This window comes from Paenibacillus sp. LS-5 (genome assembly GCF_056121505.1).
On sequence record NZ_JBWAVA010000003.1, the window covers coordinates 16,156 to 32,137 of the forward strand.

General features: G+C 46.9%; 12 protein-coding genes. All 12 read right to left on the bottom strand.

Features of this window, described 5'->3' with window-relative positions; all coding sequences use genetic code 11:
* Nucleotides 1-374: 374 nt before the first annotated feature.
* Nucleotides 375-716, bottom strand: coding sequence for a hypothetical protein (locus AC0MA3_RS05700; protein WP_474655455.1), 342 nt, complete (start codon nt 714-716; stop codon nt 375-377).
* Between the two features lie 254 nt (nt 717-970).
* Nucleotides 971-4,894: an S-layer homology domain-containing protein gene (locus tag AC0MA3_RS05705; RefSeq protein WP_474655456.1), complete on the bottom strand. Its 3,924-nt coding sequence runs from the start codon at nt 4,892-4,894 to the stop codon at nt 971-973.
* 214 nt (nt 4,895-5,108) lie between these two features.
* Nucleotides 5,109-6,236 (bottom strand): glycosyltransferase family 4 protein, encoded by a 1,128-nt coding sequence (locus tag AC0MA3_RS05710; protein WP_379157188.1) that lies wholly within the window; start codon nt 6,234-6,236, stop codon nt 5,109-5,111.
* A 113-nt stretch (nt 6,237-6,349) separates the two neighbouring features.
* Nucleotides 6,350-7,108 (bottom strand): WecB/TagA/CpsF family glycosyltransferase, encoded by a 759-nt coding sequence (locus AC0MA3_RS05715; RefSeq protein ID WP_474655457.1) that lies wholly within the window; start codon nt 7,106-7,108, stop codon nt 6,350-6,352.
* A gap of 7 nt (nt 7,109-7,115) precedes the next feature.
* On the bottom strand, nt 7,116-8,252 hold the full coding sequence (gene csaB / locus AC0MA3_RS05720) for a polysaccharide pyruvyl transferase CsaB (protein WP_474655458.1): 1,137 nt from the start codon (nt 8,250-8,252) through the stop codon (nt 7,116-7,118).
* The gene (locus AC0MA3_RS05725) at nt 8,228-10,264 is read right to left on the bottom strand and encodes a DUF5693 family protein (protein ID WP_474655459.1); all 2,037 of its coding nucleotides are present in this window, start codon (nt 10,262-10,264) and stop codon (nt 8,228-8,230) included. Before AC0MA3_RS05725 ends, csaB begins: the two co-directional genes overlap by 25 nt.
* A 115-nt stretch (nt 10,265-10,379) precedes the next feature.
* The gene (locus tag AC0MA3_RS05730; RefSeq protein ID WP_474655460.1) at nt 10,380-12,098 is read right to left on the bottom strand and encodes a phospho-sugar mutase; all 1,719 of its coding nucleotides are present in this window, start codon (nt 12,096-12,098) and stop codon (nt 10,380-10,382) included.
* Between the two features lie 49 nt (nt 12,099-12,147).
* Nucleotides 12,148-12,570 (bottom strand): 3-hydroxyacyl-ACP dehydratase FabZ, encoded by a 423-nt coding sequence (gene fabZ / locus AC0MA3_RS05735; protein WP_379157174.1) that lies wholly within the window; start codon nt 12,568-12,570, stop codon nt 12,148-12,150.
* A 283-nt stretch (nt 12,571-12,853) separates the two neighbouring features.
* On the bottom strand, nt 12,854-13,093 hold the full coding sequence (locus AC0MA3_RS05740) for a DNA-directed RNA polymerase subunit beta (RefSeq protein ID WP_474655461.1): 240 nt from the start codon (nt 13,091-13,093) through the stop codon (nt 12,854-12,856).
* An 8-nt stretch (nt 13,094-13,101) separates the two neighbouring features.
* Nucleotides 13,102-13,917 carry a flagellar hook-basal body protein gene (locus tag AC0MA3_RS05745; RefSeq protein WP_379157168.1) on the bottom strand — a complete coding sequence of 272 codons (816 nt, stop codon included), beginning with the start codon at nt 13,915-13,917 and terminating at the stop codon, nt 13,102-13,104.
* Nucleotides 13,918-13,934: 17 nt separating this feature from the next.
* Nucleotides 13,935-14,810, bottom strand: a complete 876-nt coding sequence (locus tag AC0MA3_RS05750) for a flagellar hook-basal body protein (RefSeq protein ID WP_474655462.1) — start codon at nt 14,808-14,810, stop codon at nt 13,935-13,937.
* Between the two features lie 50 nt (nt 14,811-14,860).
* Nucleotides 14,861-15,859, bottom strand: coding sequence for a rod shape-determining protein (gene mreB, locus AC0MA3_RS05755; RefSeq protein ID WP_379157162.1), 999 nt, complete (start codon nt 15,857-15,859; stop codon nt 14,861-14,863).
* Nucleotides 15,860-15,982: the final 123 nt, after the last annotated feature.

A 15,982-nucleotide genomic window follows, 5' to 3' on the forward strand; every position in this document is an offset into this window, starting at 1 on the left:
AGTCACGTAAAGCTAATTTTTCCATTTGGCATTTTCTCTTCACCCTTACAGACTTACAAGAGATTATCAAATGCCTTGTGTAAATGACTCTACACCTTAAACGCAGAAGTTTCGAGAAAGTTGCGCTTTACCGGAAAATTATTTTTTTATCTTGTACCCTGCCCCGTTCCAATAGAAGATACATATGTATTTTCTACTAAGTATTGTTAATGCTTAGTGGCTACGGGAATCAGTATAGCATAGACAGTTTCTAACCGTCATTAAACAATATTTGTTAAGTAAATAAACACAGTTATCCTAGTTTAAACCATTAATTGAGGATTTGGGCAAACAAAAAAGCGCCGTCTCCGGCGCTTGTCTCTATAGATACTGGTCTAACGGATTTTCATCGATAGTTGAATCAATTCCTGCCGCTTCTCAGGGCTGGCATTTACGTTCTCGTACATAGCATCAATTGCCTCCCGATTCTCACGGTAGCTCTTCTCATGCTTGATTGTAGTATGCGACCATTCGATTAGCGCATTCTCGGCAACAACAAGATCATTATATGCATCATGGAACCCTGTAGCCTGCACAAGCTCCTCCATAACCTCCTGCGTGATCTCCTGCAATGCACGTTTTGCAGCAATTTCCTTTTCCATAACTTTTGCTCTATTCTCAAACGAATTCTTTGCTTTCATGTAATCCAGCTGTGCTTTTGATAAAATCGGTTTCATCGATAGCAAACACCTTTCAAATAAATATTATTTTCTATAATTATTGTAACGTAAATGGGAGCGAATTACAAAGATGTCTATATGGTAATTAACCAGTGTGAAGTCATATCCCCCAAAAACAACAAGAACCGTAATTCATTATATCTAAAGAGGTTTGATTAATAAAGCTTATCCTGAACATAGTTGATCATAAACAAACGGAGGGCGATTAAATCGCCCCCCTGTAATCCAACTGAATCCATTAGATTTTGTATTTAGCTTAGAGTTTTAGGGAAGATAGTGGTACTCTTCTTCAGCAACTCAACGGCAATTTTACCAGCCTCTGCTCTAGTCATGTTGGACTTAGGATTAAAGTTGTAAGATGGCTTCTTTTGACCGCTGATGGTGACTTCAGTTCCGTTCATAATCTTAGCCTTCGAAACCGCTTGGACTGCGGACAAGGCGTAAGATTCAATTTTACCGGAGTCTACAAACGATTTGGCTACCGCATCTTTTAATTTCTGATCGTTAGTAGCAAGCTTCAATTTCAGCGCTCTGGCAATCATTACGGCTGCCTGCTCACGTGTAATTGGCTGATCCGGGCCAAACACACCATCTGTAAGACCTGTTACTATACCCGCTCTGGATGCAGTTTCAATATGTGCATAGTCCCAGGTAATTGAACTAGCTCCAGGAACCAGATCGGCATAAGTCTTGTTATCGTCATAGTTAAGCGGAAGATTCAATCCCTTAACAAGCAGGGTAGCGAATTCACCTCTGGTCGTTTGATCATCTGTTCCGAACTGTTCAAAACGAAGATTATTCATAATTCCTTTGGAGTACAAGGCGTTCAGGATATTTCTTGCCCATTGATGATTAGTCACGTCATTATAGCCGCGGCTCATTTTCATGACCTTGTAGTAACCAAATTCATCAAACGGAACCGAGATCGTATGCTTACCTGTATCTACAGTACCGCCGATATTTTCCCATTCCCGTTTATTGCTGTATTTGAATACTGTAATCATAGTTCCTGCTTCATTCACAACATTGGGGTCAAAAGCCAATTTCAGCGTTCCGCGTTTGGAAGGTGTAATAATGCGCTCTGCAGGAGTGGCTGGATCACCGAACAATCCGTCTACTGAATAAGGCGCTAAACCGTTCGTAGCTGGCACATATCCTGCTGATGATGAGCTCCCTAGCTCGCCCAAACCTCCGCTGATCCAATACACATCCGAAATGCGGCCAAAGTTGCTGCTCTCATAATTCGAACCGAAGCGAAGCATAAATTCATCTGGAATACTCCAGGTTGGTATGCCGCTCTCTGTAAAGGTTTCTGGGAAGCCAATGACGTTCCCGTAATCATTACGCCGTTCCACAACACCACTGGTTGGCTCCGCTATCCCAAACCGCAGCTTGGTATTTGGATAGAACTTCGTCAAATTACGTGTATCCGTAGTTTCCATGACCGTTCCTTTAGGGAAGCTTAATTCTAACGCCTTGTCGAACACACTGTATTTATCCGCTACCTTAGGTGCCATGTATTGCGAATCAACTGCTACTGTACCGGTATAGAATATTGAAATCGTATCTGTACTTGTGGTAGCACCGCGAACAATTTGAATTTTGATCGTGTTCGCCTTATTTGGTTTCAACCCTACATAGTCGAGTGCAAAACGTCCTGGTCCCAGATCCGTACGTCTGATTGCTGGATCTTTGTCAATGATGACACCAGTTGCTCCCTCAGCATCAATATCAAAGTGAACAAAGTTTTTATTCACAACATACTGAGTACCAACAGAAGGTTGCGGAGAAAGAATACGATAGGCACTTACCTCTCTGACAATCTCCAACTTCTGGCTGGTCTTGGCTCCTGTACTATTAATAAGCTCAAGCGTATAAATGTACGTTCCTGGTGTTTCGTTCACAAAATCCTGAATCCGCATGACAAAGTCCTTTTGGCTTCCGGCAAAACTAGTGGTATAGGTTGTACCTGAAAAAACCGGGCTTGGTGTAGTTGATGTACTCGCATTCGCTGGAATATCGAGTGAGAGTATATTTTTGGTTCCCAGGTTCAAATTGAGTTTAACCGCACCGCTACCTCTAAACACCAAATCATATGTCTTCAAGCTGGTAGTATACTTATTGTCTTTATAAATAAAATCAGGGGTTAAGTTAAACAGCTTGGTCAGTGCAATATCGGTAGGTCCATAAGCCGGGTCAGGGAATGTACTTCTGCCCGTACTCACAGCCGGTTGAAACTTACTGATCGTAGATACGTTCTCGTCGAGAATGTAAATGATCAATTCCTTGCGCACTTGACGGGTTTGCCCTTTGGCGTCCGTCCCTGTGCCCGTAAGGACGATTTTATTCTCCCCGAACACTAAGGGTCCATTGGTTGCATCTATAGCTAAGTCAACTGAAAATCCACCATCAATAGGATCAAGCCAATTCGTTGTTGTACCCGTTGGTCTTATTTTTGTACCATTTGCATACATTTCGGCCAGAAAATGAGTACTTGTCAAGTTGAAATCAATGTATTTGCCCTTAACATTCAAGATTTTGCTGGCTTTAGAATCTATAACGATAGTCTGTCCATCTGTAAGGTTTGATACATAAATATAGTTCTTAGAAGCAAAGGAAATATTAACATCTTTATAGGCAGTTGAACCCTTAATATTGAATCGGACGGTCTGGTTACCATTCTGGAAATCCGATATTTTAAAAATATGCTGCGTACCGCTTGTAGATGATTGCACCAGTACTGGTGTCAGTCCTGTAGTGGAAATAGGCAAATAGCCTGCAATCAGTTCTGCTGGAGTTGTCACTGCGGTATTTGTTGTAACCGAGATGTAGAAGGAACTGGAATCCACCTTGGCTCCATTCAGTGGTACTCCGGGTGGAATAACACCTGTTCCATCGTATCCATTCAGATATTTCATATCTGTGATTACGATTTTACCCTTCATATATTGAAAATCAAAAGATCTGTTAACGGTCTTGGTGCCGTAACCAACGGATAGATTATGTGTTTGCGTCTCTAATCTGTTGCCTGCAGTGTCTTTGTTAAGTGTCAAAGGAATCGCAAATGACACCAGCCTATAAGAAGGGGCATTCTTGATAGGAGAAGGTACCAGAACTTCCTTGCCGGGAGTTAACGATATACCAGTGGAACTATCAATCGTAATACCGCTCCCATAAGTTACACTTGTTACCACTGCACTATCCAAATTCACGCCTGCCGAACCTTCAAATGGAATCCCTGCATTGTCAGGCCACATCATTTGGACCATTACCGTCGCAGTGTCCTTATCTTCAGTCATCACTGGCTGATCCCCGTACAGCAGATCCTGCCCCTGTGGGGTTGTGGACGAATCAACCAGATACATTTTGACTATGGGATTCTTGTCATCATAATAAAAGATCGAATATTCAAAGCTCAAGCTATCTGAGCCATTCTGTACTACTAATTTCAGGTTATTGACACCTGGATTAAGCTTCATGCGCTGTGAGAAGAATGTTCCATCCTGCAGCAAGGAAGTGCCTTGTGCTGATCCGCCATTGATGGCAACAGTAACCTTTGTTGCATTCATTGCTTTACCTTGAAGAGTGATTTCTTCGTTGGCTACAACCAACTGTGCTCCTTCGTTCAAATTAAGCGTCGATGATCCGCCTAATACTTGGAGTTTCTCTACATATGGAACCTGATCAAACAGCACATAAAATGACTCAGAACGGTCATTACTTCCCTGAGATCCCGTTAGAGTGATACGGTTCATCCCTGGAAACAAAGTCAGATTTGCGCTAAAGCGGTTGTCAGGGCTATTAACATCTAATTGAACAACACCAGGTGTGACATGAGTAGCATCCTCTACCCAAGTCCCATTCTCCCAGTTTAGACGTTGTACACTCGCTCCCAGCGTAGAACTGGTCACTTTCGTGAACGTTCCTGTAACAACTAAACTAGCATCCGTTACAGGTAATACATTCGTTCTTGTGATTTGATTAGTTGTACTAGTTGAAGGCAGTAATGTCAGATCGACAGTGTTGCGCAATGTCGTATTATCCGGCGTGAAATAACTGGTAGGCTTAAGCACAACGGTGGCAGCCACTGCAGTATTCATAAGGCCAGTAGGAATTAAAGATACTAGTAAAGCGAAAAGAAGCGTCCATACAAATGTCTTTCTCATGCGCTGCATGTCATTAATCTCTCCCTTTTTGATGATATTAATTATTTTATCGGTCCGGCAGAAGATTATTTGAAGGAATATCTCGAATTTCCTAAACACTCCTATTTCTTACTTTGTCAGCTTTCTTCATTATTAAGCTGTAAAAATGCAAAAAAAGCCCACCCCACTATAGGATGAGCTCTTCATAAATATAATAATTGCTATACCCGATAAGAAATAAACCTTAAAGTTTAGAACCGCGTTCCTGAGTTACCTTCAACCGGAGTCTCGCCAAGGAGTTGAGAACCGGACGTTTGGTCTTGCTGATGACACCCGTAATCTCTGCACCGATCTGCAGGAAAAAGAGCATTACGCAAATAACGACGAAGGTTACCCAGTTGGCTTCATATAACGATGCGGACGTTTGAATTACAGCCAAAACTCCAAAGAATGCGGCAATCCCATAAATAATCAGAACAGTCTGGCGATGGCTGAAGCCAAGCTCGCGAAGGCAGTGATGCAAATGTCCTTTGTCCGGAGCGAAGATTGGTTTCTTCTGCAGCTTCCGGCGGACGATGGCAAAAAACGTATCCGATAGCGGAACTCCAATGATCAATAGCGGTGTAATAAAGGAAACCACGGCAATCTGTTTGAATCCCAGCAAGGCAAGCAGTGCCAGGCAAAAGCCCAGGAACAGCGATCCGGTATCACCCATGAAGATTTTGGCGGGATGAAAGTTAAAGAACAAGAACCCAAGAATACTACCCAGCAGAAGCAGGCAAAGCAGTGCAACCATCGTATTGCCCATCAAAAAAGCCATGACGGCAATAGTAGCAATCGCGATACCGGAAACCCCGGCAGCAAGCCCGTCCAACCCATCAATCAGGTTAACGGCGTTCGTGACCCCGACAATCCAGAAGATGGTCAGCGGAATGGCAATCCAGCTTTCCAGTGAGGAATACGTATTATTAAATGGAATGTTTACAAAATCAACGGTAATTCCAAATCCGAAAACAACAATACAAGCTGCGGCAATTTGGCCCAACAGTTTCACTTTTGCTGAAAGCTCGAACCGGTCATCCAGTGCACCGATAAGCACGATCAGTCCGCCACCCGAGAGCAGCGCTTTGATGAAACTTGCCTCCCGCGGAGTAAAATCATAAGGGACAAGCGGTAATACGGCAAGCAGACCTAACACAAACGCCAGAAAAATACCTAATCCGCCGAGGCGGGGCATGATCTTAGTATGCACTTTACGGGCATTCGGCACATCCGTGGCACCAATTTTAATTGCGAATTTCTTCACCAGTGGTGTCAAAAGCAGTGCAAGTCCCATGCACACAATGAATCCGGCGATGTATATGATTAACATTTGACCAGTCGACCTCCATTTCTCTACCGCATTGAATTATACGCTGAACGTAAAACAAATTCCAATTCTGTTTTTAGGCTATTAATCGTATTTTCACACTAAAAAACCGCGTTTTACTGAGCTTTTGTCACTTTATCTTTCTCACGCAGCACTTTTACTGCGAATTTCGGCAGCGCAAGCATTCTTTTGTAGCGAGTAGGCTCCTTAAGAAGGCGGTACAGCCACTCTGCACGAAGTTTCTGGAAGGCTTTGGGGGCTCTGCGGCTCTTGCCGGAGATCACATCAAAACTCCCGCCGACACCCATCATAACCGGTATATTCAGCCGGGATTTGTACTTGGCGATCCAAGGCTCCTGACTATCTGCTCCTCTGGCGACAAAAAGCAGATCAGGTTCTGCGTTGATGATTTCACTAATGATCTCCTCATCTGCCTCAGGACCAAAATAACCGTCGTGATATCCTGCGATGAGGATACCCGGATACTGAGTTTGTAACCGGGAGGCCGTCTCGCGAATCACTTCAGGTGTAGAGCCCAGAAGATATACCTTCCAATTGTAGCTTTCTCCTCGATGCAGCAATTCATGTAGCAGATCGAAACCAGCAACACGCTCAGCTACGGGCTGTTTGCAATATTCCGCTGCCCACACGACACCTGTTCCATCGGGAACAACCAGTTCAGCTGATTTCATTATTTCCATATAAGCAGGATTCTCTAATGCCGTCATAACCATGATGGGATTGGCTGTAATTACCTGATGCGGCACACGTTGTTGGATGGCATCGGTTAAATAGGATACGGTCGCCTTCATATCGATTTTGGATACCCGGATGCCAAAAATCGGCACAGTGGGAATCACACTGTCTGCTCTCATGTATCAATCACCCTTTATGGCGGAAATATTCAATAATTTGCCGGGCTGGCGCCTCGGCCTCCTGAACTAGTGAAGCAATAAGCGGTTCACGTGTAAGCTTCCACTCATCCCCTGCTGCCAAAAGTCCCAGCACTTCCGCAGCAAGCTTGCCGCTGTCCAGTGAAGACGTGGTTCCAATCGGCTGGCAGCCGACACGTTCCAGAAAATGATCAATCTTCGGATCATAAGATATGCCAATGAGTGGCACACGTCTACCTGCAGCATAAATCAGGCTATGCAGCCGCATTCCGATCAGGACATCACATCCCTCTACTTCCCGCAGCATTTGCTGCGGGTGATGGGCATCCTCACGGATACTGACCACTCCACCGTACTGGGAGATTTCCCGCTCCAGCTTCTGCATGATATACCGTGAGGCTTCAATATCAGAAGGATGGTGGAACGGCAGGAATCTCAGATGAAGCGGAGCCTGCTTACAGGCTTGTAGCAAGCCATCCGAAATCGCGTCCAGATCTCCCCGCCCCTGTTCCCAAAAGCGGACAGATATCCCGACAGTTTGAGAAGCAGGCTGTGAATGAGCCCCATTGCTTCTTGTAGCTTCATCTTCCGGAAGACTTAAACCCATCACCGGATCAGGGACCACTTCGATCTTGTTCTTGTCTAACCCCATGGACAGCAGCAGCTGACGTGACTGCTCGTCCCGTACAGAGATATAACTGCATTTGCGGAAAACCGATTTGATCAACGGATGAAAAAGCTTGCGGTTGACCGGGCCAATTCCTTGAGCGTAAATAAAGGTTGGTTTGCCCATCCATTGAGCCAGCTTGATGATGCCCAGGTAGTATGGAATCGTTTTGCTCCCGGTCACATCCTGCAGCAGGCTGCCTCCCCCGCTGATCAACCCTGCACTTCCGGCAATGGCTCTTCGTACCTCTCCAAGCTTCATACGGTGCACGGACTTCACGCCATATGTCGCTGTCGTCCATTCAGGGTCTATCGATAAAACAACCGGCTCAATGACGGTTCCCGTTGCCAGGGCGTGTTTGTGCAGTGCAATAAGAATAGACTGCAGCACCGCCTCATCCCCGCTGTTCCGGAAACCGTAATAGCCTGAAATAATTATTTTTTGAGGAGCGGCGACCATCGTTTCCAACACCCTTCCACAAGCTGCCATACCCCTACTGCGATCAGGCCCACAATCAGGCCTAGTGCCAGTCCCAGCACTCCACGGACCAGTGAAATCAGCACGGGAGAGTGAATATGGGCAAAAGTGTCAACCATGGAGAGCTGACCGATCACAGCAATAATCATGATAAACGCAGCATTACGGTATTTATACGCCATAAAAGCACCCAGAATAAATAGCGGATGGGCCAGCAGGAATTCCTTATTGCGTGGACGGACCCCGACTGCATTCTCAAGGAAGTTGCGGAATGACATTTCCAAAGAGCTTACATTGCCGTTATTACCGGTTCGGCTCAGATAGTACATCCCCATTACCCCAAGTACAGCGGCTGCAATCACCCAAGCTAAGGTAATCGGCGTCCGCAGAAGTTTTCCGGTCTTGCTCAGAACAAACTCACCACGGTATAGCAACACATATACAGCAATCAGCGCAATAGGCGCCAGATGCAGCAGACTGACACCGCGGAACTGATTAAGCACCAGACTATAGGTGATATTGTTTAGCAGCGCGATCACAAAAGGCACGGCACTCAAGGAGATCAACGCTGTTTTGATATAGAGTACAAGACTGTGGGTCAGGCGGCGCTGTGGTGTCATCACTGCAAAGGTCAACGGATTGACCCTAAGCGGTGGACCCATTTCATTGATTTTGCGTATGGCCAATATAGTTGCCACAGTCGGTGCGCTAATAGCTACCGCAAGTGCCAAAGCCTGTTCGAATAATTGCGGCTTCAATAACATCAGCCCGGCACTTCCTACCAGGCCAAGTGCCCAGGCCGGCAACGTGAGCCAAGGTATAAAATAAGAAACCAATAGGGCCACCATCGCCACAGCACCTATAACTGCAATCAATTTAAAATAACGCTGGAATGAGGAATCCACAACATCAAAAGCAGTGGCTTGACCCAATGTAAATCCATTGCCCTCAATTTTCTCCACCGCACCGCCGGGATCACTGAGGCTCGTAATGAGATTATCCAAAGTGTCTTTTATCTGAGCCTTGGATGTGTCACGCGACGGAATGGTGTTAAGATAGATCATTCGGATGTTGCGGTCTTTGGTTGCAAGTGCAAAACGGTCAGCGATTGTTTCCGGAGAAAGGGCTGAATCCCCTTCACTGAGCGAGTATAGCCGGGTTACATTGTAATCCAGCAGATATGCTAATTTATTGAAGCCCTTTTGCTGTGCTTTAATATTCTCAATGGCGGCAATTCCCATTCCGCGTTCCTTAAGAAGATCAGCAAAGGCAGTAATGCTTTTCAAATCAGCGTCATCATTAAATCCTTTGACAGACTCGCCTTCAAAAAGCAGACGTTTGACACCAAGCTCCTTGTATCTATCCAGCAGTCTGGTAACGGCGGCCTCATTGTAAGGCAGGGAATCCACCAGACGAGGTACAATATTAAACCCTTTATCGTGAAGCATCTCCAGGGTAAACGGATCCGGCTGCAACGGCTTGAGTGTGGCATCCTCCAGCGGAGTTTTGATAATTAGCCCTTGTTGTCCGCGGAAACTCCACTCCTCAGTAGCTATCTCCAGACTGCCGAAGCCATCACGGATGATAGGTGCAAGAGCTTCACTGTTCTCCGGGCTGGTAAAGAGGACATATGTATAGTTCTCATTCTCCGGAATCACGGTGTTCATAAGGTTGGCGATATCCGCCGCTCCCCATATCATCAGCCGGCGGGATTTGCGATAATCCTCCAGCGTATTCTCATAGATAGCCATACTGCCTACTCCCGCAGCCTTCAAACGGTCAAGCTGCTGCGAGATGTAATCCTGCGGATTCGCCTGGTAGCTGGCCACCTCCACCAAGTCGCGATAATCAAAAACAAATTCCACGGTCTTGGAAGATTTTTCGGTCTGCAGACGGTCATAGACGACAGGCAATGCAGCGAGCACACCAATCACCACTACGATCCATAACCACTTCCGTGAAGCGATGTTCCAACGTTGCCATTTCTGCTGCACTTCAAAGTACCTCCTCTTTCACTTAAAGCCTGTTCAAGGCTAATTTCAAGCAGAAACGGATGCGCGTCCTTAGAGGAGCGGTATCCGTTTCGCTTGAATCCTGTTCTTCTATTATTTATTTCCCGTCTACGCGGGACATAACCTGAGCTGTAAGCGTAGCAACCTTGTCTTTGGCATTCTGCAGAGATTCACCGCGAACTGCAAAGTACACTTTAATCTTCGGCTCAGTGCCCGATGGCCGCAAGCAAAACCATGAACCGTCAGACAGCAAATATTTCAGAACATTTTCCTTAGGGAGACCGTTAAGTCCCAGGGAATAATCCAATATCTCGCTTACTGCCGCACCGGCAATTTCCTGCGGTGGATTGCTGCGCCAGTCATTCATAATACCCTGAATCTGCGCCACACCGTCCTTGCCCTTCAATGTACGTGATTCCAGGCTTTCCAGGAAATACCCGAACTGCTCGTAAAGTTCCTGAAGAACATCATACAGTGTCTTGCCTTGGGCTTTGTAATAAGCACCTGCTTCAGCAATCAGCATGGAAGCAAGCACGGCATCCTTATCACGGGCATAATTGCCGGCAAGGTAACCATAACTCTCTTCATACCCGAACAGATACGTGTATTCACCTGACTGCTGGAATTGAGTCATTTTTTCACCGATATATTTGAACCCGGTAAGCGTGTTGAATACGGTAGCACCGAAATGCTCAGCAACAGCTGCACCCATCTCACTCGTTACAACCGTTTTAACGACTGCACCATTGCTTGGCAGCTTGCCCTGCTCCTGCAGACGGCTCAAATAGTAATAAATCATGAGCGCTCCAGACTGGTTGCCGGAAAGAACGATGAAATTACCTTCGTTGTCGCGCACTACTGCACCCATACGGTCTGCGTCCGGATCCGTACCAATCAGCAGATCAGCGCCCAGCTTCTCGCCAAGCTGAATCGCAAGAGTGAAAGCTTCCCTTTCTTCAGGATTGGGGGATTTCACTGTAGAAAATTCTGAATCCGGCTGCTCCTGCTCAGGCACCACATGCACTTCTGTGAAGCCGATTTTCTTCAAGACACTGCGGACCGGCAGATTGCCTGTCCCATGAAGCGGGGTGTAGACAATTTTGAAATCACGTCCCAGCCCAGATGAAATCTCATCCCGGGCTACACTCACAGCCGCTACTGTATCCGTGAATGCCTCATCTTCTTGTTCGCCCAGCCAGTGCAGCAGACCTCCGGCCTCTGCCTCTTCCTGTGACATGCGCTTTACGCCATTAAAAGAGTCTACCTCCATGATGTAGGAGATGACTTTTTCAGCCTCATGCGGAACAAGCTGTCCACCTTCGGCATTATATACTTTGTAGCCATTGTACTCCGGAGGATTGTGGCTTGCCGTAATGACTACGCCTCCAGTAGCCTTCAGATGACGCACGGTAAAAGACAGCTGTGGGGTCGAGCGCAAGGATGGAAACAAATGAGCCTCAATGCCGTTTCCAGCCAATACCAATGCAGCTTCAAGGGTGAACTCCGGCGAGAAGCGGCGGGAGTCATGCGCGATTACTACAGAAGGTCTGCCTTCGCCATTATGCTGCTCCAGGATATAATTCGCAAAGCCTTGAGTCGCTCTGCCAACAGTATACCGGTTAATCCGGTTGCTGCCAGCTCCGATAACCCCGCGCAAACCGCCTGTACCGAATTCCAGATCTCTGTAAAAGCGTTCTTCCAGTTCCTGCGGCTCATTCTCCAATGCATGAAGTTCTGCTTTGGTGTTCTCGTCAACGGATGGGTCCTGCAGCCAGCGTGACAGGGTCTCTGCGGCTTTCGGGCTTAACTGAGTCATATCAAAATCTCTCCTTCTCTATCTATGATATATGATTTTATAACAGGTCTTAGCTGAGTGCGAACATTATTTCCCCGGAAGCAACCACTTTGCCAGCGACCTTCGCTGTAGCTTGGCCTTTACCTATGCTGCCCTTAAGACGCGTAATCTCCACTTCCAACTCAAGCGTGTCACCTGGAACAACCTGACCACGAAACCGGAACCCGTCCAAACCTGCCAGAAAACCGATCTTCCCCTTGTTGGCTTCCACGCCAAGAATCGCTACAGCGCCTACCTGAGCGAGTGCTTCCGTGATTAAGACACCAGGCATGACCGGATATCCCGGGAAATGGCCTGCAAAAAATGGCTCATTCACCGTAACATTCTTGATGCCAACTGCCCGCTTGCCCATCTCTATTTCGGTAATTTTGTCCACCAGCAGAAATGGGGGCCGATGGGGGATTATTTCTTGAATTTCATTGATATTCAGCATGGATACAAAGCTCCTTTCGGATATAAGCCACATCTTCTATACTGCCCTGCTGCTGCAGCATTTCGTTAAAATTCTTCACCATACTGCATAAATATGGACAGTTACGGGGAAAATTATATTATCCTTCACCACCTGCAGCAGTGGAGGTTGAGATAAGGGGCTTTCTCCACCATAACGGCGGAGAGGGCCCTTTTTGTCTCAGGGGCCTCCATCATTATACATTTTCCAGTATAAAAAAGAAAACTCCCCTGTACAACAAGGGAGTTTGAATATTAACGATAATTCATGGTGCAAACACCAAATCGTAGACATGCTTCCAGGTGCTCCATTGAAGCACATCACTGAATTCTTTTTTGCCGAGGATCACGTAGCCAACCACCATGCCACCGGCTAGTGCTGCTACCAGCAGCACTGGAATGAGAAACCATTGAACAATTGTCCATTTGGAAATCCCCCGGCGTCTTACTGGCTGCTGCTGTTCTGCTTCGGTTGATTCCGGCTTACCATTGTTCTGACGAGCCATTCCTTCACCTACCCGCGCATGTTATTAGCCAGACCTTGCATCTGATCACTAGATGATAGTGCTCTTGCGGCAAGCTGATAAGTGCGCTGAATTTGCATCATTTCTGTCATTTCTTTATTCAGATCCACGTTGGATTGTTCCAGATACCCGGACCGTACACCTATTGTCGAAGGTACTCCAGCCGCTTTAAAAGCCTGCTGTGTGGTAACTCCGTCAGCGAGCACATAGAAATTTCCGTCTACAGCTTGAAGAGCACTCTTGCTGAGAGGCTCTACAATCATTATAGTACCGGCTACCTGAGCAGGCGCATTCTCATCCGTCTTAGTCAGCACCCGTCCGCTCTCATCAATAGCCGCACTTACATTCACCGGTACAGTCAATGGTTTGCCCTCTGTATTCAAAACAGGATTACCCGTGTTGTCCACCAGCATCATTTTGTCCTTATTCGCACTGTCGGGCACAAAGTGAAAGTCCCCTTGGCGGGTATAGGCAGTAGCACCGTTCACCTGAACTCCAAACAACCCGTTACCTTGAATGGCCAGATCTGTCGGATTCCCAGTTTCTCTAAGCGTACCTTCCTCCCAGTTGCTTGTGACCGTGGGCACACGGACCCCAAAGCCAATGTTAAAGCCAAGCGGTGTGCTGCGTCCAGGCTGGTCATAATCCTTGGACTGCTGCTGAACCCGGGTCAACACATCCTCAAAAGAACCTTCTTTGCTCTTATAACCATCAGTATTCATATTGGCGATATTATTAGCGATAATATCCAAACGCTGCTGGAGACTGGACAAAGAGACAGATGCACCTATTGTTGAGTTATTCATTAGCTACTCCTCCTGTCCTAGACTCTGCCGACTTCATTTACAGCCTTTTGCAAGCTGCTGTCATAATACTGAATTACCTTCTGATTCGCTTCATACGCCCGGTAAGCTGCATTCAAATCCACCGTTACCTGAGTCGCATCAACGTTGGAATTCTCCAGATATCCCTGACGCACCTGAAGATTATCCGTGCCGTTGGCGAAGCGGATCTCTGCATTTGCAACATCCTCTGCATGGAAAACACCGTTACCGTCCCGGACGAGCTCCTGCGGTCTTGTAACTACACTGATACCCATTTTGGTTCCAGAAGGAAGCCCCGTTACTGGGTTTAGCAGATTGCCCTGTCCGTCTACTTTAAGATTGTCCTGAGGACCTGTCAAGACTAACGGGTTGCCGTTGCTGTCGAGCACTTTAAAACCGCCCGCGCTGAGCACTTGCCCTGTTGAATCTACTGTGAAGCTGCCGTTGCGTGTATATAAGTTGTTGCCATCATTGTCCTGTACCGTAAAAAAAGCCTGCGGCCGGTAGATAACCTCACCTTCCGGAGTTATATACTTACCCGAGCCGTCAAAATTAATATTCCCGCCGGTAGCCGGGTCTGCCACCTGCAGATCCGTGGATAATGCAAAATCGGCCGGCTTGCCGCTTTCAATGAGATCTCCCTGCAAATATTGGGAGACCGACTGTTCGGCAAATACACCTGTATTCATTTTACCAACGGGTTTGACGATGCCGCCGCTCATTGCGGAAATGAGCACCTCGGGAAAAGCATGGCTGACACTGTCTACCTGCTTGTACCCTGTTGTGTTCAAATTAGCAATGTTCTGCGTTGCCGTATCATGTCTGCGCTGCTGTGTAACCATTCCGGCAGCGGCTGTATATAATCCTCTAAGCATGAGGGTAAGTCCCCTTCCTGATTGTGCTGTTAACTACTATTATCGGCAGACTAGAATTTTTTCTTAACATTCTTGTCCAATTGATCGAGCATAATCCCGGTTCCCTTAACCACACAATGCATGGGATCCTCCGCCACCCAGACTGGAACATGCAGCTCCTCAGAAAGCAGCTCGTCCAATCCGTTAAGCAAGGCGCCGCCGCCGGTTAATACGACCCCACGGTCTATAATGTCTGCTGACAGTTCAGGCGGTGTCCGCTCCAATACCGATTTGGCTGCAGCCACGATGGAAGAAACCGGGTCCCAAAGCGCTTCCTTTACCTCACCCGAAGTAATGGTCAGCGTCTGCGGAAGTCCGCTTACCATATCGCGTCCACGAATATCCATTTCGGATTTCATGCCGCCCGGACGGACAGAACCGATGGATAACTTGATATCCTCTGCCGTGCGCTCGCCGATCAGCAGCTTGTACTTCTGTTTGATATATCTTAAAATGGCCTCGTCGAATTTGTCCCCTGCCACTTTGATTGAGGAGGCGGTAACAACGTCGCCCATGGACAACACGGCTACATCCGTCGTTCCGCCGCCAATATCGACGACCATATTTCCACTAGGCTGATAAATATCCATACCCGCTCCGATGGCTGCGGCTTTGGGTTCTTCTTCCAGGAATACTTCTTTTGCCCCGCTGCGTTCCGCCGCTTCCCGGATTGATTTCTGTTCAACGGAGGTAATATTGGTGGGGGCACAGATCAGAATACGGGGCCTTGCATACCACGAGCGGCCACCTACGCGGTCAATGAAATACTTCAGCATCATTTCCGTAATCGCAAAATCCGCAATAACACCGTCCCGAAGTGGACGGATCGTAATAATATTTCCCGGTGTGCGGCCTACCATGCGCCGCGCCTGTTCGCCTACTGCAAGGACTCTCTTCGTATCACTTTCGAGCGTGACCACGGAGGGTTCATCCAGAACGACTCCCCTTCCCTTGACATGTATGAGCACATTGGCCGTGCCGAGATCGATTCCGATATCCTTGCTAAGCATAATGAAAGAGCCCCCAAAGTGTTATTTTAAATGAGAATATAGTAAGTTAGTCCCAAATTTAAAAATACCATACTTTAGGGGAAGGATACAATGTAATAAAACTGAATTATCACTTAAATTTCC

Coding starts and splice junctions, on each gene's coding strand:
- AC0MA3_RS05705 (WP_474655456.1), bottom strand. CDS start 4,894: ATGCAGCGCATGAGAAAGACATTTGTATGGACGCTTCTTTTCGCTTTA.
- AC0MA3_RS05715 (WP_474655457.1), bottom strand. CDS start 7,108: ATGAGAGCAGACAGTGTGATTCCCACTGTGCCGATTTTTGGCATCCGG.
- AC0MA3_RS05750 (WP_474655462.1), bottom strand. CDS start 14,810: ATGCTTAGAGGATTATATACAGCCGCTGCCGGAATGGTTACACAGCAG.
- AC0MA3_RS05710 (WP_379157188.1), bottom strand. CDS start 6,236: ATGTTAATCATATACATCGCCGGATTCATTGTGTGCATGGGACTTGCA.
- fabZ (WP_379157174.1), bottom strand. CDS start 12,570: ATGCTGAATATCAATGAAATTCAAGAAATAATCCCCCATCGGCCCCCA.
- AC0MA3_RS05730 (WP_474655460.1), bottom strand. CDS start 12,098: ATGACTCAGTTAAGCCCGAAAGCCGCAGAGACCCTGTCACGCTGGCTG.
- AC0MA3_RS05745 (WP_379157168.1), bottom strand. CDS start 13,917: ATGAATAACTCAACAATAGGTGCATCTGTCTCTTTGTCCAGTCTCCAG.
- AC0MA3_RS05740 (WP_474655461.1), bottom strand. CDS start 13,093: ATGGCTCGTCAGAACAATGGTAAGCCGGAATCAACCGAAGCAGAACAG.
- AC0MA3_RS05700 (WP_474655455.1), bottom strand. CDS start 716: ATGAAACCGATTTTATCAAAAGCACAGCTGGATTACATGAAAGCAAAG.
- mreB (WP_379157162.1), bottom strand. CDS start 15,859: ATGCTTAGCAAGGATATCGGAATCGATCTCGGCACGGCCAATGTGCTC.
- csaB (WP_474655458.1), bottom strand. CDS start 8,252: ATGGTCGCCGCTCCTCAAAAAATAATTATTTCAGGCTATTACGGTTTC.